This window comes from Vibrio sp. 1078-1 (assembly GCF_033340475.1).
The window spans coordinates 93,208-116,491 of the sequence record NZ_JAWOWM010000010.1 but is presented as its reverse complement, the minus strand read 5'-3'; the positions used below and the strand labels follow the sequence as shown (position 1 = coordinate 116,491).

The 23,284-nt window shown below is 44.6% G+C and carries 22 protein-coding genes; 14 read left to right on the top strand and 8 right to left on the bottom strand.

Features of this window, described 5'->3' with window-relative positions:
- The first annotated feature begins 89 nt into the window (after positions 1 to 89).
- Positions 90 to 1,760: a glutamine--tRNA ligase gene (gene glnS / locus R7190_RS17810; RefSeq protein ID WP_005382124.1), complete on the top strand. Its 1,671-nt coding sequence runs from the start codon at positions 90 to 92 to the stop codon at positions 1,758 to 1,760.
- 222 nt (positions 1,761 to 1,982) lie between these two features.
- Here the strand turns inward: glnS and fcrX are convergent, their stop codons facing one another.
- Complete coding sequence (gene fcrX, locus R7190_RS17805; RefSeq protein WP_005382141.1) at positions 1,983 to 2,432, bottom strand: ferric iron uptake transcriptional regulator FcrX; 450 nt, start codon at positions 2,430 to 2,432, stop codon at positions 1,983 to 1,985.
- 200 nt (positions 2,433 to 2,632) lie between these two features.
- Between fcrX and R7190_RS17800 the strand changes: the two genes are divergently transcribed.
- Positions 2,633 to 3,136 (top strand): DUF4442 domain-containing protein, encoded by a 504-nt coding sequence (locus R7190_RS17800; RefSeq protein WP_005382144.1) that lies wholly within the window; start codon positions 2,633 to 2,635, stop codon positions 3,134 to 3,136.
- A gap of 52 nt (positions 3,137 to 3,188) precedes the next feature.
- Here R7190_RS17800 and fldA read toward each other — a convergent pair whose 3' ends face one another.
- From fldA to R7190_RS17785, 3 genes are all read right to left on the bottom strand, one after another.
- Positions 3,189 to 3,722, bottom strand: coding sequence for a flavodoxin FldA (fldA, locus tag R7190_RS17795; RefSeq protein WP_005382146.1), 534 nt, complete (start codon positions 3,720 to 3,722; stop codon positions 3,189 to 3,191).
- A 48-nt stretch (positions 3,723 to 3,770) separates the two neighbouring features.
- Positions 3,771 to 3,992 (bottom strand): DUF2788 domain-containing protein, encoded by a 222-nt coding sequence (locus R7190_RS17790; protein WP_005393038.1) that lies wholly within the window; start codon positions 3,990 to 3,992, stop codon positions 3,771 to 3,773.
- Between the two features lie 112 nt (positions 3,993 to 4,104).
- Positions 4,105 to 4,872, bottom strand: coding sequence for an alpha/beta fold hydrolase (locus tag R7190_RS17785; protein WP_017819953.1), 768 nt, complete (start codon positions 4,870 to 4,872; stop codon positions 4,105 to 4,107).
- Between the two features lie 92 nt (positions 4,873 to 4,964).
- On the opposite strand from R7190_RS17785, the gene seqA reads away from it, so the two are divergent.
- Positions 4,965 to 5,507: a replication initiation negative regulator SeqA gene (gene seqA / locus R7190_RS17780; protein ID WP_005382149.1), complete on the top strand. Its 543-nt coding sequence runs from the start codon at positions 4,965 to 4,967 to the stop codon at positions 5,505 to 5,507.
- 92 nt (positions 5,508 to 5,599) lie between these two features.
- Entirely contained in the window at positions 5,600 to 7,246 is a 1,647-nt protein-coding gene (pgm, locus tag R7190_RS17775; RefSeq protein WP_025766986.1) for a phosphoglucomutase (alpha-D-glucose-1,6-bisphosphate-dependent), read from the top strand.
- 61 nt (positions 7,247 to 7,307) lie between these two features.
- Here the strand turns inward: pgm and R7190_RS17770 are convergent, their stop codons facing one another.
- On the bottom strand, positions 7,308 to 8,081 hold the full coding sequence (locus R7190_RS17770) for a DUF1853 family protein (RefSeq protein ID WP_186584424.1): 774 nt from the start codon (positions 8,079 to 8,081) through the stop codon (positions 7,308 to 7,310).
- Positions 8,082 to 8,313: 232 nt separating this feature from the next.
- Between R7190_RS17770 and R7190_RS17765 the strand changes: the two genes are divergently transcribed.
- Complete coding sequence (locus R7190_RS17765) at positions 8,314 to 9,072, top strand: Nif3-like dinuclear metal center hexameric protein (RefSeq protein WP_005382162.1); 759 nt, start codon at positions 8,314 to 8,316, stop codon at positions 9,070 to 9,072.
- A 92-nt stretch (positions 9,073 to 9,164) separates the two neighbouring features.
- Here R7190_RS17765 and R7190_RS17760 read toward each other — a convergent pair whose 3' ends face one another.
- Positions 9,165 to 10,454 carry a citrate synthase gene (locus R7190_RS17760; protein ID WP_005382163.1) on the bottom strand — a complete coding sequence of 430 codons (1,290 nt, stop codon included), beginning with the start codon at positions 10,452 to 10,454 and terminating at the stop codon, positions 9,165 to 9,167.
- 396 nt (positions 10,455 to 10,850) lie between these two features.
- On the opposite strand from R7190_RS17760, the gene sdhC reads away from it, so the two are divergent.
- From sdhC to sucD, 8 genes are all read left to right on the top strand, one after another.
- Positions 10,851 to 11,243 carry a succinate dehydrogenase cytochrome b556 subunit gene (sdhC, locus tag R7190_RS17755; protein WP_017634811.1) on the top strand — a complete coding sequence of 131 codons (393 nt, stop codon included), beginning with the start codon at positions 10,851 to 10,853 and terminating at the stop codon, positions 11,241 to 11,243.
- Positions 11,237 to 11,581: a succinate dehydrogenase, hydrophobic membrane anchor protein gene (gene sdhD / locus R7190_RS17750; RefSeq protein WP_186584423.1), complete on the top strand. Its 345-nt coding sequence runs from the start codon at positions 11,237 to 11,239 to the stop codon at positions 11,579 to 11,581. The genes sdhC and sdhD overlap by 7 nt, the downstream gene beginning before the upstream one ends.
- Positions 11,582 to 13,348: a succinate dehydrogenase flavoprotein subunit gene (gene sdhA, locus R7190_RS17745; protein ID WP_005382172.1), complete on the top strand. Its 1,767-nt coding sequence runs from the start codon at positions 11,582 to 11,584 to the stop codon at positions 13,346 to 13,348. It begins immediately after the preceding gene.
- Positions 13,349 to 13,363: 15 nt separating this feature from the next.
- Positions 13,364 to 14,074 carry a succinate dehydrogenase iron-sulfur subunit gene (locus R7190_RS17740; RefSeq protein ID WP_005382174.1) on the top strand — a complete coding sequence of 237 codons (711 nt, stop codon included), beginning with the start codon at positions 13,364 to 13,366 and terminating at the stop codon, positions 14,072 to 14,074.
- A gap of 171 nt (positions 14,075 to 14,245) precedes the next feature.
- Positions 14,246 to 17,071: a 2-oxoglutarate dehydrogenase E1 component gene (gene sucA, locus R7190_RS17735; RefSeq protein ID WP_005382176.1), complete on the top strand. Its 2,826-nt coding sequence runs from the start codon at positions 14,246 to 14,248 to the stop codon at positions 17,069 to 17,071.
- Between the two features lie 28 nt (positions 17,072 to 17,099).
- A complete protein-coding gene (gene odhB / locus R7190_RS17730) occupies positions 17,100 to 18,308 on the top strand; it encodes a 2-oxoglutarate dehydrogenase complex dihydrolipoyllysine-residue succinyltransferase (protein ID WP_186584422.1) in 1,209 nt (402 codons plus the stop codon).
- 213 nt (positions 18,309 to 18,521) lie between these two features.
- Positions 18,522 to 19,688 (top strand): ADP-forming succinate--CoA ligase subunit beta, encoded by a 1,167-nt coding sequence (gene sucC, locus R7190_RS17725; protein ID WP_005382179.1) that lies wholly within the window; start codon positions 18,522 to 18,524, stop codon positions 19,686 to 19,688.
- Positions 19,688 to 20,560, top strand: a complete 873-nt coding sequence (gene sucD / locus R7190_RS17720) for a succinate--CoA ligase subunit alpha (RefSeq protein WP_005382181.1) — start codon at positions 19,688 to 19,690, stop codon at positions 20,558 to 20,560. Before sucC ends, sucD begins: the two co-directional genes overlap by 1 nt.
- A 119-nt stretch (positions 20,561 to 20,679) precedes the next feature.
- Here sucD and znuB read toward each other — a convergent pair whose 3' ends face one another.
- Both znuB and znuC read right to left on the bottom strand, forming a co-directional pair.
- The gene (gene znuB / locus R7190_RS17715) at positions 20,680 to 21,465 is read right to left on the bottom strand and encodes a zinc ABC transporter permease subunit ZnuB (RefSeq protein ID WP_005382183.1); all 786 of its coding nucleotides are present in this window, start codon (positions 21,463 to 21,465) and stop codon (positions 20,680 to 20,682) included.
- Entirely contained in the window at positions 21,458 to 22,246 is a 789-nt protein-coding gene (gene znuC, locus R7190_RS17710) for a zinc ABC transporter ATP-binding protein ZnuC (RefSeq protein WP_017634809.1), read from the bottom strand. Before znuC ends, znuB begins: the two co-directional genes overlap by 8 nt.
- 78 nt (positions 22,247 to 22,324) lie before the next feature.
- On the opposite strand from znuC, the gene znuA reads away from it, so the two are divergent.
- A complete protein-coding gene (gene znuA / locus R7190_RS17705) occupies positions 22,325 to 23,212 on the top strand; it encodes a zinc ABC transporter substrate-binding protein ZnuA (protein WP_176310841.1) in 888 nt (295 codons plus the stop codon).
- The last annotated feature ends 72 nt before the right edge of the window (positions 23,213 to 23,284 follow it).

Sequence of the window (23,284 nt, the reverse complement as noted above, 5' to 3'; positions counted from 1 at the left end):
ATCATTAGGAACAATGTACTCTGTGAAACCATACTTGGATACAGGGTTCCGTTTTCTCTGACAATACTAATATTTTTGAGGTGCTATAGATGAGTGAAGCTGATGCTCGTCCATCAAACTTTATTCGCCAGATCATTGATAAAGATCTAGCGGATGGTAAACACACTAGCGTGCATACTCGATTCCCGCCGGAGCCAAATGGCTACCTGCATATCGGTCATGCTAAGTCTATCTGTTTGAACTTCGGTATTGCTCAGGACTACCAGGGTCAATGTAATCTGCGTTTCGACGATACAAACCCTGAAAAAGAAGACATCGAATACGTTGAGTCTATCAAGAAAGATGTAAACTGGTTGGGCTTTGAGTGGAGTGGTGAAGTATGTTACTCATCAAACTACTTCGATAAGCTTTACGAATATGCAATTGAATTGATTAACAAAGGCTTAGCGTACGTAGATGAGCTAAGTCCAGAGCAAATTCGTGAATACCGCGGCACACTAAAGGCGCCAGGTAAACCAAGTCCATACCGTGACCGTTCTGTTGAAGAGAACTTGGCGTTGTTTGAAAAAATGCGCGCTGGTGAATTTGAAGAAGGTAAAGCGTGTCTTCGTGCTAAAATCGACATGGGTTCTTCATTCATGGTCATGCGCGATCCAGTTTTATACCGAGTGCGTTTTGCTACGCACCACCAAACTGGTGATAAGTGGTGCATTTACCCAATGTACGACTTTACGCACTGTATTTCTGATGCATTAGAAGGCATTACGCACTCTATTTGTACGCTTGAATTCATGGATAACCGTCGTCTGTACGATTGGGTTCTAGACAACATCACGATCGAAAGCCGTCCACATCAATACGAGTTCAGTCGTTTAAACCTTGAATACACAGTGATGTCTAAGCGTAAGCTTAACCAGCTAGTTACTGAAAAACTGGTTAATGGTTGGGATGATCCACGTATGCCGACTGTCTCAGGTCTGCGTCGTCGTGGCTTCACACCTGCATCTATTCGTGAGTTTTGTAAGCGTATTGGTGTAACGAAGCAAGAAAATATGATCGAGTTTAGTTCATTAGAATCTTGTATTCGTGATGACCTAAACGAGAACGCTCCGCGTGCAATGGCTGTACTGGATCCTGTTAAAGTTGTTATCGAAAACTTTGAAGCAGGCGCAGTAGAAAACTTGACAGTTGCCAACCACCCAAATAAACCTGAAATGGGCGTGCGTGAAGTGCCATTCACGCGTGAATTGTGGATTGAGCGTGAAGACTTCCGTGAAGAAGCGAACAAAAAGTACAAGCGTTTAGTGCTAGGTAAAGAAGTTCGTTTACGTGGTGCTTACGTGATCAAAGCTGAGCGCGTTGAAAAAGATGCCGAAGGCAACATCACAACGATCTTCTGTTCTTACGATGCAGATACGCTAGGTAAAAACCCAGCAGATGGTCGTAAAGTGAAAGGCGTTATTCATTGGGTGTCAGCTGATAAAGCTCTTCCTGCGGAAATTCGTCTGTACGATCGTTTATTTACGGTGCCAAACCCAGGCGCAGCGGAAGATTTTGCTTCTACTATCAACCCTGAATCATTAGTTGTGATCAATGGCTTCGTCGAGCCTAGCCTAGCTTCTGCAGAAGCAGAAAAAGGTTACCAGTTTGAACGTATGGGTTACTTCTGTGCAGACTCGAAAGACTCTTCAGCAGATAATCTAGTATTCAACCGCACGGTTGGTCTACGTGATACCTGGGCAAAAATTGAGAATCAATAATCTCAATTAATGCTGAGAACGATGAAAAAATGCCAGCAAACGCTGGCATTTTTTATACCTAATCCCACAGAGTGCTATATAGATGTGCAAAACTGTGGAGAAAAAAGATGGGTGTTTAGTAGCTTTTGTTCTGTAACCAAAGTACTGACGTCTAAGGTTCTGACTTCTAGAAACAAAAAACGCCAGCATGTGCTGACGTTTACTTTTTAAATTAACAAACCCTTATTTTTTCGGTTTGTGTGCATCTGGATTGTCTTTACAACCACCATCGCTACACTTGCCGTACAAGTATAAGCTGTGGTTTGTTAGTGTGACATTGTACTTAGCTGCAATCTCTTTTTGACGTTCTTCAATAAGATCGTCAGAAAATTCAATTACCTCACCACAGTCTAGGCACACTAGGTGGTCGTGGTGATGTTGAGTCGATAATTCGAAGACTGACTTTCCACCTTCAAAGTGGTGGCGAGTTACAATACCAGCATCGTCGAACTGGTTTAGAACTCGGTAAACAGTTGCTAGGCCAATTTCTTCACCTAGATCAATCAACTTTTTGTACAAATCTTCAGCACTGATGTGCTGGCAGTCTGGCTGCTGAAGTACTTCTAGAATTTTTAGCCTCGGAAGGGTTACTTTTAAACCCGCATCCTTCAGCGCCTGATTATTATCTGACATATACTTTCCCGTTGGATCATCTGCAGCGATTTAACAGAATTCAATCTTCCTACCATTATAGGATAAGCGTTCGGAACATTAAACCACGAACTTCAAAGGGTTAATAGAATCTTTTTGTAAATTAGAAACAGGTCCATTATATTACAGCTCTGACCAGTTACAATTGTGTAACATTAAGCTTGGAGAGGGCAGGGATAGCGATGAATAGGCGACTAGCGAAGATATACAAACCAGGAATTGTAAAGTTCGCACTCAATATTTGGCCTCCTTTTTGGGGGGCGGGTATTAAAATCTTACATATTTCTCAAGACTTCCGTACTGTAAAGGTACGTTTAAAGCTTCGCTGGTGGAATAAAAATGCCAATCGCACCCAATATGGCGGCAGTATTTTCTCTTTAACTGATCCTATTTACTCGTTGATGCTGATGGGGATTCTACGAGAGGAATATTATGTGTGGGATAAAGAGGCAAGCATTAACTTTATTAAGCCGGGGCAAAGTGATTTGTTTGCAGAATTTGAGGTCACTGAAGGGATGCTGGAAAACATTTATCAAATGACACGGAATGGAGAAAAGTGTTTTCCTGAGTTTATTACTCATGTAAAAGATAAACAGGGGAATGTGGTTTCAGAGGTTCAACGCAAGCTTTATGTAAGAAAGAAACCTCAGTATCGCGAAGAGGAAGTACTTACCGATGCTGTGTGACAATACATACAAAAAGACCTCCAAGTGGAGGTCTTTGCATCATTCAATTTGATTAGCCTTCTAGCTCAGCTAAACACATCTCTTCATAGATCTGTTTAACCCAGCTTTCAACACGCTCGTCAGTCAATTCTGGTTGGCGGTCTTCATCAATACATAGACCTACGAATTGGCTTTCGTCACCTTCAACAAGTGCTTTAGACGCTTCAAATTCGTAGCCTTCTGTCGAGGTATGGCCAAGAATTGTGCCGCCTTTAGACTCAACGATATCACGGACTGTGCCCATCGCGTCACAGAAGTATTCTGCGTAGTCTTCTTGGTCGCCACAGCCAAAGATAGCCACTAGCTTAGTAGAGAAGTCGATTTGCTCAAGTTCAGGGAAGAAGTCATCCCAATCACATTGTGCTTCGCCGTAGTACCAAGTTGGGATACCTAGAAGAAGAAGATCGAAGTTATCAATGTCTTCTTTGCTGCTTTTCGCGATGTCTTGAACGTGAACTAGATGTTTACCTAGTTGCTTTTGAATCATCTTTGCAACGGCTTCAGTATTACCTGTGTCGCTACCGAAGAAGATACCTACACTTGCCATAGAGTCTATACCTTTACATTGTTTGTTATTGGCGATGCTACTAAGGGTTTAACCTAACCCTGAGCCTTCCCAAGTTAGCTGAATTACACCTTTTGCAATAAAGCCAGCACAGCCTAGGAAAAGGACTAACCACACAATACGACGACCAAAAACAGGTACATTGCCTTGCTTTAGCACATCTTTTATCGCCATCCCGATGAAAAAAAAGATAGCAGCAAAAAGAAGATCGAGCCCAATAGACTCGAGCATATCCATATAGTCGTAAAGCATTTTAGCCCTTCATGCCGAAAAATCTTGGGCGCACTATACCACTGTTAAACGGTAAAGTTAATGCACTACAAGAAGGGTTATTTCAATAATCTAGTGTTGCTTTTCGAATTTGTTAACTCGAAATGTATTTTCGAATGACTCTCATTACTTCTGTCGGTTTCTCGGCGTGTAACCAGTGACCAGTGCCAGCGATAATGTGTGCTTTAGCATGGTTAAATTGTCGCTTCACTGCCGGCTGATGTTCTGGCATTAAGTAGTCAGAGTCGCCGCCTTTGATAAATAAAGTTGGGATATCTGTTGGTGTGATTTCTTGCCAGCCAATAATTTGGTCATAATTCTCAAAAAGGCTCGGTACGTTAAACCGCCAATCCATCTTATCGCCATTTTTGTACAGTGATTTAGAGAGAAATTGTCTTACACCATCGAGTTCAATATGTTGAGCTAGGATATCCATGGCTTGCTGTCGATTTGCTGGTTTTTCATTAATAACAGCATGTAAGCCGTTAAAAACATTATCGTGACGGTTCGTAGTGTAGGCTACAGGCGCCATGTCGAGAACGACTAACTGCTTGACTACATTTGGAGCAATGTCCACAAGAGCCATCGCGACTTTTCCGCCCATGGAGTGACCAATAACAATAGATGGCTCAACGTTTAAGTGCTGAAGGAGCTGAGCCACATCTTTTGCCATATCGGTATAGTTATGGACTTCGGAGTGGAAAGAGAGGCCGTGATTTCTCAGATCAATACTGATCACCGTGTGATCTTTAATAAGATCGCGGGCGAGTAGACCCAGATTACTTAAACTACCAAACAATCCGTGAATCAAAACAACTGTTTGGCCTTGGCCTTCCTGCTTATAGTTGAGTAATGCTGACATTTTATCTTATTCGTGATGGGTTTAACGTGGAGTATCCGCGTGGATCTCGTTATAATCCCCCAGAGTTTAAACATTGAGAATGTGAAAAGCGAATGAAAACAATTGAGGTTGATGAGGATCTATACCGTTATATAGCTAGTCAAACTAAGCATATCGGTGAAAGCGCCTCGGATATTTTGCGACGCCTTTTAAACCTTGATGGTCAGTTGCAGGAAGCTAAAGCCGCGCCTGTAGTAGAGAAGCCACAAGGGATTGTAGTAAGTAAAGATGCGGGTAAAACGGAATCTGTTGATGTAGTGAAAGAAATGCGTTCGCTGCTTATTTCTGATGAGTTTGCCGGTCTAAAAAAAGCGATTGATCGCTTTATGTTGGTATTATCGACCTTACATAAATTGAATCCAGAAGGTTTCGCCCAGGCTACGAATGTAAAAGGACGCAAACGCGTGTACTTTGCAGATAATGAAGAAACCTTGCTAGCAAACGGTAATACGACCAAGCCAAAAGCCATTCCTGGCACACCGTTTTGGGTTATCACGAATAACAATACAAGTCGTAAAAGACAGATGGTTGAACAAGTGATGGCACACATGGGGTTCCAACCTGACTTAATAGAAAAAGTAACAGGTTCAATCTAAGAAACCTGATAGAAGCCTCATAATGCGTCGCAGTGAGCGGATATTATGAGGCTTTTTTAATTTTATTTGTATTTAAAGAAAGGATGTCAAACATGGCTATGCACCCTCGTGCTGGGCAAAAAGCGCAGCAGGAAGATCTTCACAATATCCCAGCACTCGTTGCTAACTACTTCTTACTTCAACCAGACGCGGCAAACGCAGAACACAAAGTTCAATTTGGTACTTCTGGCCACCGCGGTACTGCAGACAAGCACACTTTTAACGAAAACCACATTTTAGCGATCGCTCAAGCGGTAGCAGAAGTTCGTGCTGAGCAAGGCACAACTGGCCCGTTGTTTGTGGGTAAAGACACGCATGCGCTATCTGAGCCTGCTTTTTCAAGTGTGATTGAAGTATTGATTGCAAATGGTGTGAAAGTGATTGTCCAGCAAGACAACGGTTACACGCCAACACCGGGTATTTCACACGCGATTCTGACTTACAACATCAAACACGATGAAAAAGCAGACGGTATCGTTATTACCCCATCACATAACCCACCACAAGACGGCGGTATCAAATACAATCCGACACATGGTGGTCCTGCAGAAGCTGAGTTGACTCAAGCTATCGAAGATCGTGCGAACGAATTGATTGCTGAAGGTTTACAAGGTGTGAAACGCCTACCACTAGCAGAAGCAAAAGCATCGGATCTGTTTGTAGAGATGGACTTGGTGAAGCCATACATTGATGACCTGGTGAACGTTATCGATATGGAAGCAATCCAAAAAGCGAACCTGAAGATTGGTGTAGATCCATTGGGTGGCAGCGGTATCGATTACTGGCGTCAAATTGGTCAGGCATACAACCTAGACCTAACGCTAGTAAGTGAATCGATCGATCCTTCTTTCCAATTCATGTCGCTAGATAAAGACGGCGTTGTGCGTATGGACTGTTCTTCTCCTTACGCAATGGCGGGTCTATTGGCACTGAAAGACGAATACGATTTAGCATTTGGTAACGATCCTGACTACGACCGTCACGGTATCGTTACGCCAAAAGGTTTGATGAACCCGAACCACTTCTTAGCCGTTTGTATTGACTACTTGTACCGTCATCGTGACGCGTGGGGTAAAGACGTCGCTGTTGGTAAAACACTAGTTTCAAGTGCGCTGATTGACCGTGTTGTTGCGGATCTAGGTCGTGAGCTATGTGAAGTGCCTGTTGGTTTCAAATGGTTTGTAGACGGTCTGTACACTGGTAAGTTTGGTTTCGGCGGCGAAGAAAGTGCTGGTGCGTCTTTCCTTCGTAAAGATGGCACGCCTTGGTCAACAGACAAAGATGGCATCTTGCTATGCCTTCTAGCAGCAGAGATCACTGCGGTAACGGGTAAGAACCCTCAAGATTACTATGAAGAGCTAGCGGCGAAGCACGGTGAGTCGAAGTACAACCGTATTCAAGCTGTAGCAAATGGCCCACAAAAAGACGTATTGAAGAAGTTGTCACCAGAAATGGTTGCGGCTGAAACTCTAGCAGGTGATGCGATCACTGCTCGTCTAACGCATGCACCAGGCAATGGTGCTGCGATTGGTGGCCTTAAAGTAACGACAGCTAACGGTTGGTTCGCTGCTCGTCCATCAGGTACAGAAGATATCTACAAGATTTACTGTGAAAGCTTCAAAGGTGAAGAACATCTGAAACAAATCGAAGCTGAAGCACAAGAGATCGTTAATCAAGTGTTTGCAGCCGCTGGTTTGTAAAACATCCAATGGTCAATGTATCTAGCAAAGGGTTGATGTGAAAACATCAACCCTTTCATGTTTAAGTGCCCCGAACCGCTTTATCTCCGGGCCATGAATCTGGTACCACAAACCAGAATTGACCGTCTTCCGTTTGTGCGTGTATGAATCGATCTAAAGGCTTTTCAATAGGTTGAGAGAAATCATCTGTACCGGTCGCCCAGCATGGTTTATGTAAATGATAAAGGGGTTTACCAATTAAATCCCATTGACGTTGATAGCACCAGTAACCACTAATCTGACTTGGATTTAATTCATAACCCAAGCACTCCTTAGGAGTTGGCTCTGGAGTAAACGGATTAATATAGAGTCGTCCTTGCATCATTAGGCGCTCTTCTGGAGAGTCGTTTAAAGGAATTATTTTTTGAAATTCCGGGCGATCGCTCATTTTCAGCTGATGCGTGAGCATTCTATCCAATTTTGCATGTAACTGGTCGTGAGCATTCGGGCCATACCAAATGCCGTTGTAAAGAAGATAAAACTTAATCGCCACTTCCCAATGTTCTATCTGATTTGATTCTGTATTCCTCAATACCAAATCGACAGCACCAATGGTCTTACCTTCCGCGTCGTTTAACTGAATTTCTTCGGCAATAATCTGATATCGTCCTGAATTAGAAAGAGCCGCAGTGCATAGGTGCTGATATAAAAAACCCAGTCTCGGATTACCATTGTATTGTTCTGAGCTATTCAAAGGTTTGACCGAGACATCTTCTAAGGTTGCAAACGGAGGGCGTAACTTGAAAAGCGGAGGTGAAGTGGCGATCCATTGGTAAAAGCGTTGCAGTTGGTTCATCCGTATCCCTAAATCTATGGTGAGGCGACAAGCTTTGTTATTGTAACTAAATTTGCTTTTGAGGGTAGGGTGGCTAGCATCGATATTAGGGTTCGAGATACACTTTAAAGACCTAAATGATATCAAGGTGCCAGATGTCAAAAACGTTGCTGTATCAACTAGGTTGCACTCTTTCGTCTGATTCCATCGAGAGGTTATTTAGGTTTACATGCGCTAGAAATTGGAAGTAATAATGAATAACTTAAAGCTAGAACAGATTCTTAATGACAAACTGTCACCGCAGTTAATTAAAGATTACGCACCAAATGGGTTACAGGTAGAAGGGAAATCAGCGGTAAAGCGTGTTATCACTGGCGTAACCGCCTCTCAAGCCTTAATCGATAAAGCGATTGAGCTTAATGCAGACGCATTGCTTGTTCATCATGGCTATTTTTGGAAAGGTGAGCCTGAGCCAATTCGTGGCATGAAAGGTAAACGAATTCGTAGCCTGATCAAAAATGATATCAACTTATATGGTTATCACCTTCCTCTAGATATTCATCCAGAGCTAGGCAACAACGCTGAATTAGCTCGCTTACTTGAAATCGAAGTAGAAGGTGGGCTTGAAGGGCACCCTCAGTCAGTTGCTATGTTTGGGCGCTTGAAAAAGCCGATGTCTGGTGTTGAATTTGCGAGTAAGATCAACCAAGTTCTTGAAAGAGAGCCTCTGCATATCGCTCCAGAGAATACTGATAAGATGATTGAGACAGTCGGCTGGTGTACTGGTGGAGGGCAGGATTTCATTGAACTTGCTGTACAGCACGGGCTGGATGCATTTATCTCTGGAGAAATTTCAGAGCGCACCACTTATACTGCTCGTGAAATGGACATTCATTACTTTGCTGCAGGTCATCATGCTACTGAGCGTTATGGTGTTCAGGCCTTAGGCAAATGGCTAGCGGATGAATATGGCCTACATGTGGAGTTTATCGATATTGATAATCCGGTTTAGCGTTCTCCATTAATAACGTTAAACGCAAAAAAGAAAAAAGGGTTGAGACGAAAATCTCAACCCTTTTGTTTGTCTATCTTCGTACTAAAAGATCATTCACGTTCGTGAAGTGGAGAAAACTCACGTTGTGTTTCGCCAGTGTATAGCTGACGAGGACGACCGATGCGGTTCAGTGGATCGCTGTGCATTTCGTTCCAGTGAGCAATCCAGCCGATGGTACGAGAAATCGCGAAGATAACCGTAAACATAGAAACTGGAATACCAATCGCTTTAAGAATGATACCTGAGTAGAAGTCTACGTTCGGGTACAGCTTCTTAGACACGAAGTACTCATCAGAAAGTGCAATGCGCTCAAGTTCCATTGCAACGTCTAGCAGAGGGTCTTGAATGTTTAGCTCTTTGAGAACTTCATGACACGTTTCGCGCATTACTGTCGCACGTGGGTCGTAGTTCTTGTAAACGCGGTGACCAAAGCCCATTAAGCGGAATGGGTCATCTTTGTCTTTCGCGCGGTCTACATATTCAGGGATGTTATCGACGCTGCCAATCTCTTCTAGCATTCTCAAGCAGGCTTCGTTTGCACCACCGTGAGCAGGCCCCCAAAGGGATGCAATACCAGCGGCAATACATGCAAATGGGTTCGCACCAGAAGAGCCAGCTAGGCGTACAGTTGATGTCGACGCATTCTGTTCGTGATCCGCGTGTAGAGTGAAAATCTTATCCATCGCACGGGCAACCACAGGATTTACTTCATATTCTTCGCAAGGGTTTGCGAACATCATATGCAAGAAGTTCTCAGCGTAGCTAAGGTCGTTACGAGGGTAAATAAATGGCTGACCGATAGAGTATTTGTAACACATCGCCGCCAGTGTTGGCATTTTTGACAGCAGACGGTACGCTGCAATTTCGCGGTGTTCGTCGTTGTTAATGTCAAGAGAGTCGTGATAGAAGGCTGCAAGTGCTCCAACTACACCACACATTACCGCCATTGGATGAGCATCGCGTCGGAAGCCATGGAAAAAGCTTGCGATTTGCTCGTGTACCATTGTGTGACGAGTAACGGTCGTTTTGAATTGCTCGTATTGTTCTCGGGTAGGGGCTTCACCATAAAGAAGGATGTAACATACTTCTAAGTAATCTGCGTTATTGGCTAATTGATCAATCGGGAAACCGCGGTGCAAAAGAATACCTTTGCCGCCATCGATGTACGTGATTGATGATTCACAAGATGCAGTGGCAAGAAAACCTGGGTCAAAAGTAAAGTAACCATTGGCTCCCAGCTTACGAACGTCAATTACAGGTGTACCTAGCGTACCGTCCATAATTGGCAGTTCGATTGGCGCTTGACCTTCAACATGAAGGGTCGCTTTCTTATCCGCCATAACAATCTCCTTTGTTTATTATTTAATCCGTCCAGGATGTTTATGTGCCATTTTTGTACTGTTGTTAAAGCTTAAAGTCAATTTTTCTCCATCTTTGTGTGCACTTGTTATGATTTTTCTCATGAAAATCGTTAAAAATCTGTTCTATGTAGCATAATTTGTTACACCAATTGTATTAGAATGTTGCTCGCCGTATATTGGCAAAGAAAATTTTAGTTAAATCCTTATAAATTCGGGGCTAGAAACAAAGAGTGAGGTTTGTTGCTGGATTCCGTCTGTTAACAAATTGTTTACAATTATCTGGGTGGTTACTCGCGATATTTGTTAAATAGATGTTAACTTTTGTACGTTTGGAAGCTGAAATTGGTTATAACAATAAATGCTCAATGGAGCTGAGTGAGCAAGCCCGTGAAAGAAAGAAAGTCAAGACCTGTTAATTTAGATTTACAGACCATCCACTTTCCTATCACAGCAATCGCATCCATCCTACACCGTGTGTCTGGGGTAATTACGTTTGTTGCGGTGGGTATATTACTGTGGTTACTATCCATTTCTCTGTCATCCCCAATGGGTTTTATGGAAGCCGCTGACATCGTCGATAGCTTCTTCGTAAAATTCATCCTGTGGGGAATTCTTACTGCACTTGCCTACCACATCGCAGGTGGTATCCGTCACTTATTGATGGATCTAGGTCACTTTGAAGAACTAGATTCAGGCACGATGAGCGCTAAAGTCGCGTTTGGTGCAACAGCAGTATTATCATTATTGGCGGGGATCTTGGTATGGTAAAATACGTATCTTCATTTGGTCGTAATGGTGTACACGATTTCCTACTAATTCGTGCAACTGCAATCATTATGACGCTATACACGATTTATCTGATTAGCTTCTGTGCATTTTCAGATATCTCTTACGCATCTTGGACCCAATTCTTTGGTGGTACCTTCACTAAAGTATTCACCATGTTGGCACTTGTCTCGATCCTGATTCACGCTTGGGTTGGTTTGTGGCAAGTATTAACTGATTACATTAAGTGCGCGAAACTACGTGGCGCACTACAACTTGGTGTTATTGCCGTGCTATTCGGCTATGTCTTCTCTGGTCTATTTATTCTGTGGGGTGCGTAAGTGTCTATTCCAGTTCGTGAGTTTGATGCCGTAGTAATCGGCGCTGGTGGTGCAGGTATGCGCGCTGCACTACAAATTTCAGAGCAAGGCCTATCATGTGCTTTGTTGTCAAAAGTATTTCCAACACGTTCTCATACTGTGTCTGCACAGGGCGGCATTACCGTTGCTCTGGGTAACTCGCACAAAGACGATTGGCAATGGCACATGTACGATACCGTTAAAGGTTCCGACTACATCGGTGACCAGAACGCGATTGAATACATGTGTAAAAATGGTCCTGAGTCAGTTATCGAGCTTGAAAAAATGGGTCTTCCATTCTCTCGTTTCGATAACGGTACCATCTACCAACGTCCATTCGGTGGTCAATCTAAAGAGTTTGGTGGTGAGCAGGCTGCTCGTACAGCCGCTGCTGCAGACCGTACTGGTCACGCACTTCTTCACACGCTTTACCAGCAAAACGTAAAACACAAAACAACCATCTTCTCGGAGTGGTACGCTTTGGATCTTGTGAAAAACCAAGACGGCGCAATCATGGGTTGTACTGCGATTTGTATGGAAACGGGTGAAATCTGTTACTTCAAATCAAAAGCAACCATTCTAGCTACAGGTGGTGCAGGTCGTATTTACGCATCGACCACTAACGCGCACATCAACACGGGTGATGGCGTTGGTATGGCACTTCGCGCAGGCGTTCCAATGCAAGACATGGAAATGTGGCAGTTCCACCCAACAGGTATTGCTGGCGCGGGTGTTCTAGTGACGGAAGGTTGTCGTGGTGAAGGTGGTTACCTTCTAAATAAAGATGGTGAACGCTTCATGGAGCGCTACGCACCAAACGCGAAAGACCTTGCTGGTCGTGACGTGGTTGCTCGTTCAATGATGATTGAAATTCGTGAAGGCCGCGGCTGTGATGGTCCTTGGGGGCCACATATCAAGTTGAAACTTGATCACCTTGGTAAAGAAGTACTTGAATCACGTCTACCAGGTATCTGTGAACTGTCTCGTACATTTGCACACGTTGACCCAGTGAAAGAGCCAATTCCAGTAATTCCAACTTGTCACTACATGATGGGTGGTGTACCTACTCAAGTCTCTGGCCAAGCAATTAAGCAGAAGGCCGACGGTAGCGAGATGGAAGTACAAGGCCTTTACGCATGTGGTGAGATTGCTTCTGTATCGGTACACGGTGCTAACCGTCTGGGCGGCAACTCATTACTAGACTTGGTCGTCTTTGGTCGTGCTACTGGCTTGCACCTTGGCGAAACGCTAGCAGCGCAAGCGGAAGCTCGTCCTGCAACAGAATCTGATATTGAAGCGTCTCTAGCGCGTACTATGCGTTGGGAAAACAGCACTGGTGGTGAAGATCCAGTTCAGATTCGTAAAGACCTACAAGCATGCATGCAAAACAGCTTCTCGGTATTCCGTGAAGGCGATGCGATGGCAACCGGTCTAGAAGAGTTGAAAGTGATTCGCGAACGTTTGAAAGACGCGCATCTAGCGGACAAGTCTTCAGAGTTCAACACGCAGCGTATCGAGTGTCTAGAACTTGATAACCTGATGGAAACCGCGTTTTCAACTGCCGTTGCAGCGAACTACCGTACAGAGAGTCGTGGCGCACATGCTCGTTTCGATTTCCCTGAGCGTGATGATGAGAACTGGCTATGCCACTCTATCTACAATCCGGAAACAGAAGCGATGACTAAGCGTGATGTGAACATGACGCCAACGCATCGTGAAGCTTTCCCGCCGAAAGTACGTACATACTAAAGGGAGGATACGACTATGAAATTAAACTTCTCTTTATACCGTTACAATCCGGATGTGGATACTAAGCCTTACATGAAAGAGTATACCCTTGAGGTAGACGAAGGCTCAGACATGATGGTGCTTGATGCATTGATTCTGCTAAAAGAGCAAGATCCAAGCATCGCGTTCCGTCGCTCATGCCGTGAAGGGGTATGTGGTTCTGATGGTTTGAATATGAATGGTAAAAACGGCCTAGCGTGTATCACACCGTTATCTGCTCTACAAGGCGATAAGATAGTTATTCGTCCACTACCAGGGTTACCTGTCGTGCGCGATCTTATCGTTGACATGACGCAGTTCTATGATAACTATGCGAAAGTTAAACCATTCTTGATTGATGATGGTGCATTACCACCATCACGTGAGAATCTACAATCGCCTGATGACCGTGCGCATTTAGATGGATTGTACGAATGTATCATGTGTGCATGTTGTACAACGTCTTGCCCATCATTCTGGTGGAACCCTGATAAATTCATCGGCCCAGCTGGTCTTCTCGCAGCGTACCGTTGGCTAATTGATAGCCGCGATACGGCAACAGATGAACGTTTGTCTGATCTTGATGATGCATTTAGCGTTTTTCGTTGCCATGGCATCATGAATTGTGTAAGTGTTTGTCCTAAGGGATTAAATCCGACGAAAGCCATCGGTCACATTAAGTCGATGTTGGTTAATCGTTCGGTTTAATTTACTCGCTCTTAGGAATGTCGCAGTGTTGCGGATCACCCGATATGACCGCTTCACTGCTTCAGTAATATTCGAGTAAAGAATACAAAAATTGCCGACCGTATTTTTAGTCGGCTCTTATAGCTCGGCAAAGACCGAAGCAAACGTGAAAACTACTGGTTAAGGGAAAATATGCACAACGGCGTGATGAAGGCATGGCTCGAGTCTTCACACTTGGCTGGCGCCAATGCAACGTATGTAGAGGACCTCTACGAACTGTATCTAAGTGATCCCGATCTGGTAAGTGAGGAGTGGAAACGTGTTTTTGAAGGCTTGCCTAAGCCATCAGAAGAAGTGGCAGAACAACCACATTCACGTGTCCGTGACTACTTCCGACGACTCGCTAGAGAAACAAAGCATTACAATGTCCAAGTTAGTGACCCAGATGTCGATGCAAAACAAGTAAAAGTTCTACAGCTAATCAACGCATACCGTTTCCGCGGGCATGAAGCTGCAGAATTAGACCCACTAGGTCTATGGCAACGCCCAACCGTGGCGGAGTTAGACCCTGCTTTTCATAATCTTACCGAAGATGACTTCGAAGAAACTTTCAACGTAGGTTCTTTTGCTGTTGGGCAAGAAACCATGAAGTTGAAAGATATCTATGAAGCCCTCAACAAAACTTATTGCGGTTCCATCGGTGCTGAATACATGCACATGACTGACACAGAGCAAAAGCGTTGGATTCAGCAACGCCTTGAGTCTGTCGTAGGCCAGCCATCATTCAACAAAGATGAGAAGCGCACATTCCTAGAAGAGCTAACAGCCGCTGAAGGTTTGGAGCGTTACCTCGGGGCGAAATTCCCAGGTGCAAAACGTTTCTCTTTAGAAGGTGGTGATGCGCTGATTCCGATGACGAAAGAGTTGATCCGTCATGCGGGTACAAGTGGAATGCGTGAAGTGGTTATCGGTATGGCTCACCGCGGTCGTTTGAACATGCTGGTGAACGTACTTGGTAAGAAACCTCAAGACCTGTTTGATGAGTTCGCAGGTAAACACGACGAAACTTGGGGTACGGGTGATGTGAAATATCACCAAGGTTTCTCTGCTGATTTTGCGACTCCAGGCGGTGATGTTCACTTAGCACTTGCATTTAACCCGTCGCACCTAGAAATCGTAAACCCGGTAGTCATGGGCTCAGTTCGAGCACGTCAAGACCGCTTGGGTGATAATCAAGGTAGCAAAGTGCTTCCTATCACCATCCATGGTGATTCAGCAATCGCTGGTCAGGGTGTGGTTGCCGAAACGTTCAATATGTCTCTTGCTCGTGGGTTCCAAGTTGGTGGTACGGTACGCATCGTCATCAACAACCAAGTAGGCTTTACGACGTCTAATCCTCGTGACACGCGTTCTACGATGTACTGTACCGATATCGCGAAGATGGTGCAGGCGCCAATTTTCCATGTAAATGCAGATGACCCAGAAGCAGTTGCTTTTGTTACTCGCATTGCATTGGATTACCGTAACGAGTTCAAGCGTGATGTCGTGATCGATCTTGTATGTTACCGTCGCCACGGTCACAATGAGGCGGATGAGCCAAATGCGACTCAGCCTTTGATGTACCAGAAAATCAAAAAGCATCCTACACCACGCAAATTGTATGCAGATGTTCTGATCGATAAAAATGAATCAGATATCGAGACAGCGACTCAGTTAGTCAATGAGTATCGCGATGCATTAGATCGCGGTGAAGTGGTTGTTAAAGAATGGCGTCCAATGGCGTTGCACTCTGTAGACTGGTCCCCTTACTTAGGGCACGAATGGGATATGGAGTGGGATTCAAAATACGACAAGACACGCCTTATTGAGCTAGGCAATCGTCTGTGTCAGTACCCAGAAAGCCATAAACTGCAAAGCCGTGTTAATAAGCTATACAACGATCGTCTAGCAATGATGACCGGTGAAAAAGCTATTGACTGGGGTATGGCTGAAACATTGGCGTATGCTACATTGGTTGACGATGGCAAGCGTATTCGTCTTTCTGGTCAGGACTCGGGTCGTGGTACTTTCTTCCACCGTCACTCGGTTCTTCATAACCAAACCGATGCAAGCACTTACATTCCATTAGCGAATATTCATGACAACCAAGGGCCATTCCAAGTCTTTGACTCAGTATTGTCAGAAGAAGCTGTGTTGGCGTTTGAATACGGTTACGCAACAGCCGAACCAGGTGGTTTAACTATCTGGGAAGCACAGTTTGGTGATTTTGCCAACGGTGCACAAGTTGTTATCGACCAGTTTATCTCGTCAGGCGAGCAAAAGTGGGCGCGTTTGTGCGGTCTTACTATGCTTCTACCTCATGGTTATGAAGGTCAAGGTCCTGAGCACTCATCTGCACGTTTAGAGCGTTACCTTCAGCTTTGTGCTGAGCAAAATATGCAGGTTGTGGTTCCTTCAACACCGGCTCAGGTGTACCACATGATTCGTCGTCAGGTTGTACGCCCAATGCGTCGACCTCTCATTGTTATGTCACCGAAATCTTTGCTGCGCCACCCTCTATGTACTTCAACGATTGAAGACTTGGCGGATGGTACATTCCAATCTGCAATTCCAGAAGTAGATGATTTAGAACCAAGCAAAGTGAAACGTGTCGTGTTCTGTGCTGGTAAGGTTTACTTTGACCTACTAGAGCAGCGCCGTAACAACGAGCAAGACGATGTTGCTATCGTGCGTATTGAACAGCTTTACCCATTCCCAATGGAAGAAGTACAAGCAGCAATTGCTCAATACACTAACGTTGAAGACTTCGTGTGGTGTCAGGAAGAACCTCAGAACCAAGGTGCTTGGTACTGTAGCCAACATAACTTCCGTGCCGCTATTCCTGCAGGTGCAAATCTTAAATACGCAGGTCGCCCAGCTTCTGCTTCGCCAGCAGTTGGCTACATGTCGGTGCACTTGAAACAACAAAAAGCGTTGGTTGAAGACGCTCTGAACGTGAACTCAAAAACTTCGAATTAAGAATTAGAAGTTAAAGGAAGAAACAGATATGACAATTGAAATTCTGGTTCCAGATTTACCTGAATCAGTTGCTGATGCAACCGTAGCGACATGGCACAAACAACCAGGCGACGCAGTAGAGCGTGACGAGGTTTTGGTTGACATCGAAACAGACAAAGTTGTGCTAGAAGTTCCAGCTCCGGAAGCTGGCGTTTTAGAAGCTATTGTTGAAGCAGAAGGTGCGACAGTACTTTCTAAACAAATCATTGCTAAATTGAAGCCAGGCGCAGTTGCAGGTGAACCAACTGCAGACAAAACAGAAGGTACTGAAGCATCTCCTGATAAGCGTCACAAAGCTGCGCTTAGCGAAGAAAGTAATGACGCATTAAGCCCAGCAGTGCGCCGTTTGTTGGCTGAACATGGCTTAGAAGCAAGCCAAGTGAAAGGCACTGGTGTTGGTGGTCGTATTACGCGTGAAGATATTGAAGCGCATCTTGCGAACGCTAAATCTGCGTCAAAAGAAGACTCGCCAGCAGTGGTTGACGTGCCGACAGCGGCTCGCAGTCAGAAGCGTGTTCCAATGACTCGCCTTCGTAAGACAGTCGCTAACCGTCTGCTAGAAGCGAAGAACAACACGGCAATGCTAACGACGTTTAACGAAGTGAACATGAAACCAATCATGGACCTTCGTAAGCAGTACAAAGATCAGTTCGAAGAGCGTCACGGTATTCGTTTGGGCTTCATGTCTTTCTACGTGAAAGCAGTAACAGAAGCGCTTAAGCGTTACCCAGAAGTAAATGCTTCGATTGATGGCGATGACATTGTTTACCACAACTACTTCGACATTAGCATGGCGGTATCAACTCCACGTGGTCTAGTTACACCTGTCCTAAAAGACTGTGACAAGCTTGGTTTCGCTGATGTTGAAAAAGGCATCAAAGAGCTGGCTATTAAAGGTCGTGATGGCAAGCTAACGGTAGACGAGCTAATGGGCGGTAACTTCACTATCACAAACGGTGGTGTGTTCGGTTCACTAATGTCTACACCAATCATCAACCCACCTCAATCAGCGATTCTTGGTATGCATAAGATCCAAGAGCGTCCGATGGCAGTGGATGGCAAAGTTGAAATCTTGCCGATGATGTACCTAGCGTTATCTTACGATCACCGCCTAATTGATGGTCGTGAATCAGTTGGCTTCCTAGTAACGATTAAAGAGTTACTAGAGGACCCAGCACGTCTCCTATTAGACGTTTAATATCGCTAAAACGTCTAGTTATCGTAGGTAGCTAGACGTTAAAAATTTCAATGGCTAGACTAGCTCAACGTTTGGCCTTCATTTGAATCCTTCAGTATGAGAACTCATGATGAAGGATTGATTTGAGAAGACCCTACAGACGTACAAGCAGCCAAGACTGCAGCGTTATGGAAATAATAAATCCCTTAAGGGAAAAACAAACGGAATATCGAAATGAATTTGCATGAATACCAAGCCAAACAGCTGTTTGCAGAATTCGGTTTGCCTGTGCCAGAAGGCTACGCGTGTGATACACCACAAGAAGCTTTTGAAGCCGCAGGCCGTATTAGTACAGCCAAGAAAGTAGTTAAATGTCAGGTTCACGCTGGTGGCCGTGGTAAAGCGGGTGGCGTAGAGCTACACGATACAAAAGAAGGCGTTAAAGAGTTTGCACAGAAGTGGTTAGGTAAAAACCTAGTGACTTACCAAACTGACGCTAACGGTCAGCCAGTAACAAAAATCCTTGTTGAAGAAGCTTCAAATATTGCGAACGAACTATACCTAGGTGCGGTAGTTGACCGTGCTAGCCGTAAGATCGTTTTCATGGCTTCTACCGAAGGTGGTGTGGAAATTGAAAAAGTTGCGGAAGAAACGCCGGAACTCATCCACAAAGCAGCAATTGACCCACTAGTAGGTCCACAAGCTTACCAAGGTCGTGAGCTAGCGTTCAAACTTGGTCTTGAAGGCGACCAAATCAAACAATTCGTTAAGATCTTTATGGGTCTTGGCACTATGTTTTCTCAGTACGATCTTGCTCTGCTAGAGATCAACCCACTTGTGATTACTGGTGAAGGCAACTTGCTATGTCTTGACGGTAAGATCAACATCGACTCAAACGCACTGTATCGTCAGCCTAAGCTTCGTGAAATGCACGATCCTTCACAAGAAGATGAGCGTGAAGCACACGCAGCTCAGTGGGAGCTGAACTACGTAGCACTAGACGGTAACGTTGGCTGTATGGTTAACGGTGCAGGCCTAGCAATGGGTACGATGGATATCGTAAACCTACACGGCGGCAAACCAGCTAACTTCTTAGATGTAGGTGGCGGCGCGACGAAAGAGCGTGTTGCTGAAGCATTCAAGATCATCCTATCTGATGACAATGTGAAAGCGGTACTTGTTAACATCTTCGGTGGTATTGTACGTTGTGACATGATCGCAGAAGGTATTATCGGTGCGGTTAAAGAGGTAGGCGTAAGCGTACCTGTTGTTGTTCGTCTTGAAGGCACTAACGCTGACCTAGGTCGCGAAGTTCTTGCTAATTCTGATGTTGATATCATTGCTGCTGAGTCGCTAACTGATGCTGCTCAGAAAGTTGTTGCTGCTGCGGAGGCTAAATAATGTCTGTATTAATTAACAAAGACACTAAAGTAATCTGTCAGGGGTTCACTGGTGGTCAAGGTACTTTCCACTCAGAGCAAGCTATCGCATACGGTACGCAAATGGTTGGCGGTGTGTCTCCAGGTAAAGGTGGCCAAACTCACCTAGGTCTTCCTGTATTCAACACAGTTCGTGAAGCAGTAGAAGCGACTGGCGCAACAGCGACAGTCATCTACGTACCAGCACCTTTCTGTAAAGATGCAATCCTAGAAGCGATTGACGCGGGTATCGAGCTAATCGTAACGATTACTGAAGGTATCCCTACTACAGATATGATCGACGTAAAAGTGAAGCTAGAAGAAACTGGCGTTCGCATGATTGGTCCTAACTGTCCGGGCGTTATCACTCCTGATGAGTGTAAGATCGGTATCATGCCTGGTCACATCCACAAGAAAGGCAAAGTAGGTATTGTATCTCGTAGCGGTACTCTAACTTACGAAGCAGTTAAACAAACCACTGACGAAGGTTTCGGCCAGTCTACTTGTGTTGGTATCGGTGGTGACCCAATCCCGGGTTCAAACTTCATTGATATCCTAAAACTGTTCCAAGAAGACCCTGAGACAGAAGCGATCGTTATGATCGGTGAGATCGGTGGTACTGCAGAAGAAGAAGCAGCAGCATACATTAAAGAAAATGTAACGAAGCCAGTGGTTTCTTACATTGCTGGTGTAACTGCACCTCCTGGTAAGCGTATGGGCCATGCTGGTGCGATTATCTCTGGTGGTAAAGGTACTGCTGAAGACAAATTTGCTGCACTAGAAGCGGCTGGCGTTAAAACTGTGAAATCTCTAGCAGAGATTGGCCAAGGTCTACGTGAAGTGACGGGTTGGTAATCGACCACACTACTTAATAAGTATTAAAAAGCCTGCGATTTCGCAGGCTTTTCTTTTTCCGTTTCCGTGGATTTATGTTTGTTGTTAGCAAGGTCTTTCGCGTTTAATACTCAATGCGATTATGCTTTGCTTTTAATCAGCTGGCTCAGCATAAATAAGGATGTTGCGCTGATCACTACGGAAGGGCCGGCCGGTGTATCGAAGTGCCATGATAGGCTAAGCCCCATCAGTACTGCCACAGAGCCAATAATGGATGCGAACAATGCCATTTGCTCTGGTGATGAAGAGACTTTACGTGCTGTTGCGGCTGGGATAATTAGGAGCGAAGTCATGATCAACGCGCCAACGAACTTCATACCTACTGCGATTACTACACCCACCATTAGCATTAACACCAATCTAACTAAGTCTGTATTCACGCCCTCAACAGCGGCAAGTTCTTCACTGACAGTGCTAGAAAGCAGTGGGCGCCAGAAGACGTACAAACACGCGCTTACCGCAACAACACCTGCGTAAATAAACATCAGATCTTGTGGAGAGACGGCAAGTAAGTCCCCAAATAGGTAGCTCATTAAATCGACGCGCACGTTTTCCAAAAAGCTAACCGATACTAAACCGATAGAGAGTGCACTGTGTGCCAAGATACCTAACAACGTGTCTGTAGCCACAAGTTGTTGCTTTTGCAGAGTGACAAGCAAAACGGCCAGAGCTAAACAGCAGACGAGTAGCGCAAGGTAGAGATTTACGTTGAGCAAGAAGCCCAGCGCTAGGCCCATTAACGATGCATGAGCTAGGGTATCTCCGAAGTAAGCCATTTTACGCCAAACGACAAATGACCCAAGTGGACCGGCAATGATCGCGATACCAATACCAGCAAGAATAGAAGGTAGGAGAAACTCAATCATGATGGTGATGTCCGTGTTTATGGTGGGAGCATGATATCGCATCACCGCTTACTGGCGTTCCGGATAAATCGTGATGATGGTGCTCATGGTCGTGATGATAAAACGCGAGAGACTCTCTCGCTGCATTGCCAAATAGTGCGATGTAAGAAGGGTGCTGAGTAATAGTGGCAGGTGAACCTGAGCAGCAAACATGGTGATGCAGACAAATAACATCGTCCGTTTTCGCCATCACTAAATGTAAGTCATGCGATACCATAAATACGCCACAATCAAAGCGGTGACGAATGCTCTCAATTAAGTCATAGAGATCGATTTGACCTTGGATATCCACCCCCTGAGCTGGTTCGTCTAATACCAATAGCTGAGGACGTTGAAGCAGAGCGCGAGCCAGTAACACTCGTTGGTTTTCACCACCGGATAAGCGATGCATATTACTATTAAGTAAATGTTCAGCGCCAACAAGCCGTAATGCATCAATGCACTCCTGCTTACTGTATTTTCCTGCTAAATTTAGAAAGCGGGTTACATTCAGTGGAAGGGAGTCATTGAGCTTCAACTTTTGAGGAACGTAACCAATTTTCAGTTTTCTTTGTCGGTTCAACTTGCCGCTAGTTGGCTTTTGAAGACCTAAGATAACTTTGACTAACGTTGATTTTCCCGCTCCATTGGGACCAATTAGGGTAGTTATTTTGCCCTTTTCTAATTCCATACTAATGTTATCGAGAACTCTGCGGCCATCGAACTCGACGCATAACTGCTCAAGATGGACTAAGGAAGACATGAATGAAACTCATTTGCAAATCAATAATGTTATAATGTAACATTATCTCACTTTCCACGCCATATCCCAAGTAAAACTATGAAAAGAGCATTAATTCTTGCTGCCTCAGCAATGTTAACACTGCCAGCACAGGCGGTAACGGTACTGACGAGTATCAAACCTATTCAGTTGTTAGTAACAGAGCTTACTCAAGGAGTAACTTCACCAGACGTGCTATTGCAGTCTAACACATCACCCCATGACTATGCTTTGCGTCCATCGGATGTTAAAAAGGTCGCTTCGGCTGATTTGGTTATCTGGTACGGACATGATCTTGAACCGTTTCTAGAGAAAGTTGTTTCGGATAGATCGAATACTTTGACTATTAGTCAAATTCCAAATCTAGAATTGCGTGAATTTGATAGTGAGCACAACCATGACCATGATGGGCACGATCATGGCTCACATGATCCGCACTTTTGGCTAGGTGTAAGCCAAGCACAACAAGTGGCCAAGGCTGTTGTGAATCAACTTGTATCACTTGATCCGGAAAATGCAGCTCAATATCAAGCGAACCTCAAAAAGTTTGAACTCGAGCTAAAAGACACTGACCAACAGATAAAGCAGAAGCTGGCACCAGTAAAAAGCAAAGGTTACTTTGTATTCCATGATGCTTACGGTTATTTCGAAGATCGTTATGAACTAAATCAAATGGGGCATTTTACTGTGAGCCCAGAACGCAAGCCAGGAGCGAAGACCTTAATTCAAATTCGTCAAAAGCTAAGTGGTGGAGATGTGGCTTGTGTATTTTCTGAACCTCAGTTTACCCCGGCTGTCGTTCAGAGCGTAATGAGAGGCAGTGATGTCGCTAAAGGCGAGCTTGACCCGTTAGGGAGTACAATTGAAGCAAAACCTGGCAGTTACTTTACTTTTCTCAACAATATGGCGAATAGTTTTGAGCAATGCTTGAACAAAAAGTCAGATTAAGTGCTGTCGTAATGTAGGAGTAGTCTTTTTAACGTGATCCAGTAGTAAGAATTACAACCTTTGGTAAGGCGA

Excerpts from the sequence above, each read along its gene's own strand:
- glnS (WP_005382124.1), top strand. The coding sequence starts at position 90 with ATGAGTGAAGCTGATGCTCGTCCATCAAACTTTATTCGCCAGATCATT.
- fcrX (WP_005382141.1), bottom strand. The coding sequence starts at position 2,432 with ATGTCAGATAATAATCAGGCGCTGAAGGATGCGGGTTTAAAAGTAACC.
- R7190_RS17800 (WP_005382144.1), top strand. The coding sequence starts at position 2,633 with ATGAATAGGCGACTAGCGAAGATATACAAACCAGGAATTGTAAAGTTC.
- fldA (WP_005382146.1), bottom strand. The coding sequence starts at position 3,722 with ATGGCAAGTGTAGGTATCTTCTTCGGTAGCGACACAGGTAATACTGAA.
- R7190_RS17790 (WP_005393038.1), bottom strand. The coding sequence starts at position 3,992 with ATGCTTTACGACTATATGGATATGCTCGAGTCTATTGGGCTCGATCTT.
- R7190_RS17785 (WP_017819953.1), bottom strand. The coding sequence starts at position 4,872 with ATGTCAGCATTACTCAACTATAAGCAGGAAGGCCAAGGCCAAACAGTT.
- seqA (WP_005382149.1), top strand. The coding sequence starts at position 4,965 with ATGAAAACAATTGAGGTTGATGAGGATCTATACCGTTATATAGCTAGT.
- pgm (WP_025766986.1), top strand. The coding sequence starts at position 5,600 with ATGGCTATGCACCCTCGTGCTGGGCAAAAAGCGCAGCAGGAAGATCTT.
- R7190_RS17770 (WP_186584424.1), bottom strand. The coding sequence starts at position 8,081 with ATGAACCAACTGCAACGCTTTTACCAATGGATCGCCACTTCACCTCCG.
- R7190_RS17765 (WP_005382162.1), top strand. The coding sequence starts at position 8,314 with ATGAATAACTTAAAGCTAGAACAGATTCTTAATGACAAACTGTCACCG.
- R7190_RS17760 (WP_005382163.1), bottom strand. The coding sequence starts at position 10,454 with ATGGCGGATAAGAAAGCGACCCTTCATGTTGAAGGTCAAGCGCCAATC.
- sdhD (WP_186584423.1), top strand. The coding sequence starts at position 11,237 with ATGGTAAAATACGTATCTTCATTTGGTCGTAATGGTGTACACGATTTC.
- R7190_RS17740 (WP_005382174.1), top strand. The coding sequence starts at position 13,364 with ATGAAATTAAACTTCTCTTTATACCGTTACAATCCGGATGTGGATACT.
- sucA (WP_005382176.1), top strand. The coding sequence starts at position 14,246 with ATGCACAACGGCGTGATGAAGGCATGGCTCGAGTCTTCACACTTGGCT.
- odhB (WP_186584422.1), top strand. The coding sequence starts at position 17,100 with ATGACAATTGAAATTCTGGTTCCAGATTTACCTGAATCAGTTGCTGAT.
- sucC (WP_005382179.1), top strand. The coding sequence starts at position 18,522 with ATGAATTTGCATGAATACCAAGCCAAACAGCTGTTTGCAGAATTCGGT.
- sucD (WP_005382181.1), top strand. The coding sequence starts at position 19,688 with ATGTCTGTATTAATTAACAAAGACACTAAAGTAATCTGTCAGGGGTTC.
- znuB (WP_005382183.1), bottom strand. The coding sequence starts at position 21,465 with ATGATTGAGTTTCTCCTACCTTCTATTCTTGCTGGTATTGGTATCGCG.
- znuC (WP_017634809.1), bottom strand. The coding sequence starts at position 22,246 with ATGTCTTCCTTAGTCCATCTTGAGCAGTTATGCGTCGAGTTCGATGGC.
- znuA (WP_176310841.1), top strand. The coding sequence starts at position 22,325 with ATGAAAAGAGCATTAATTCTTGCTGCCTCAGCAATGTTAACACTGCCA.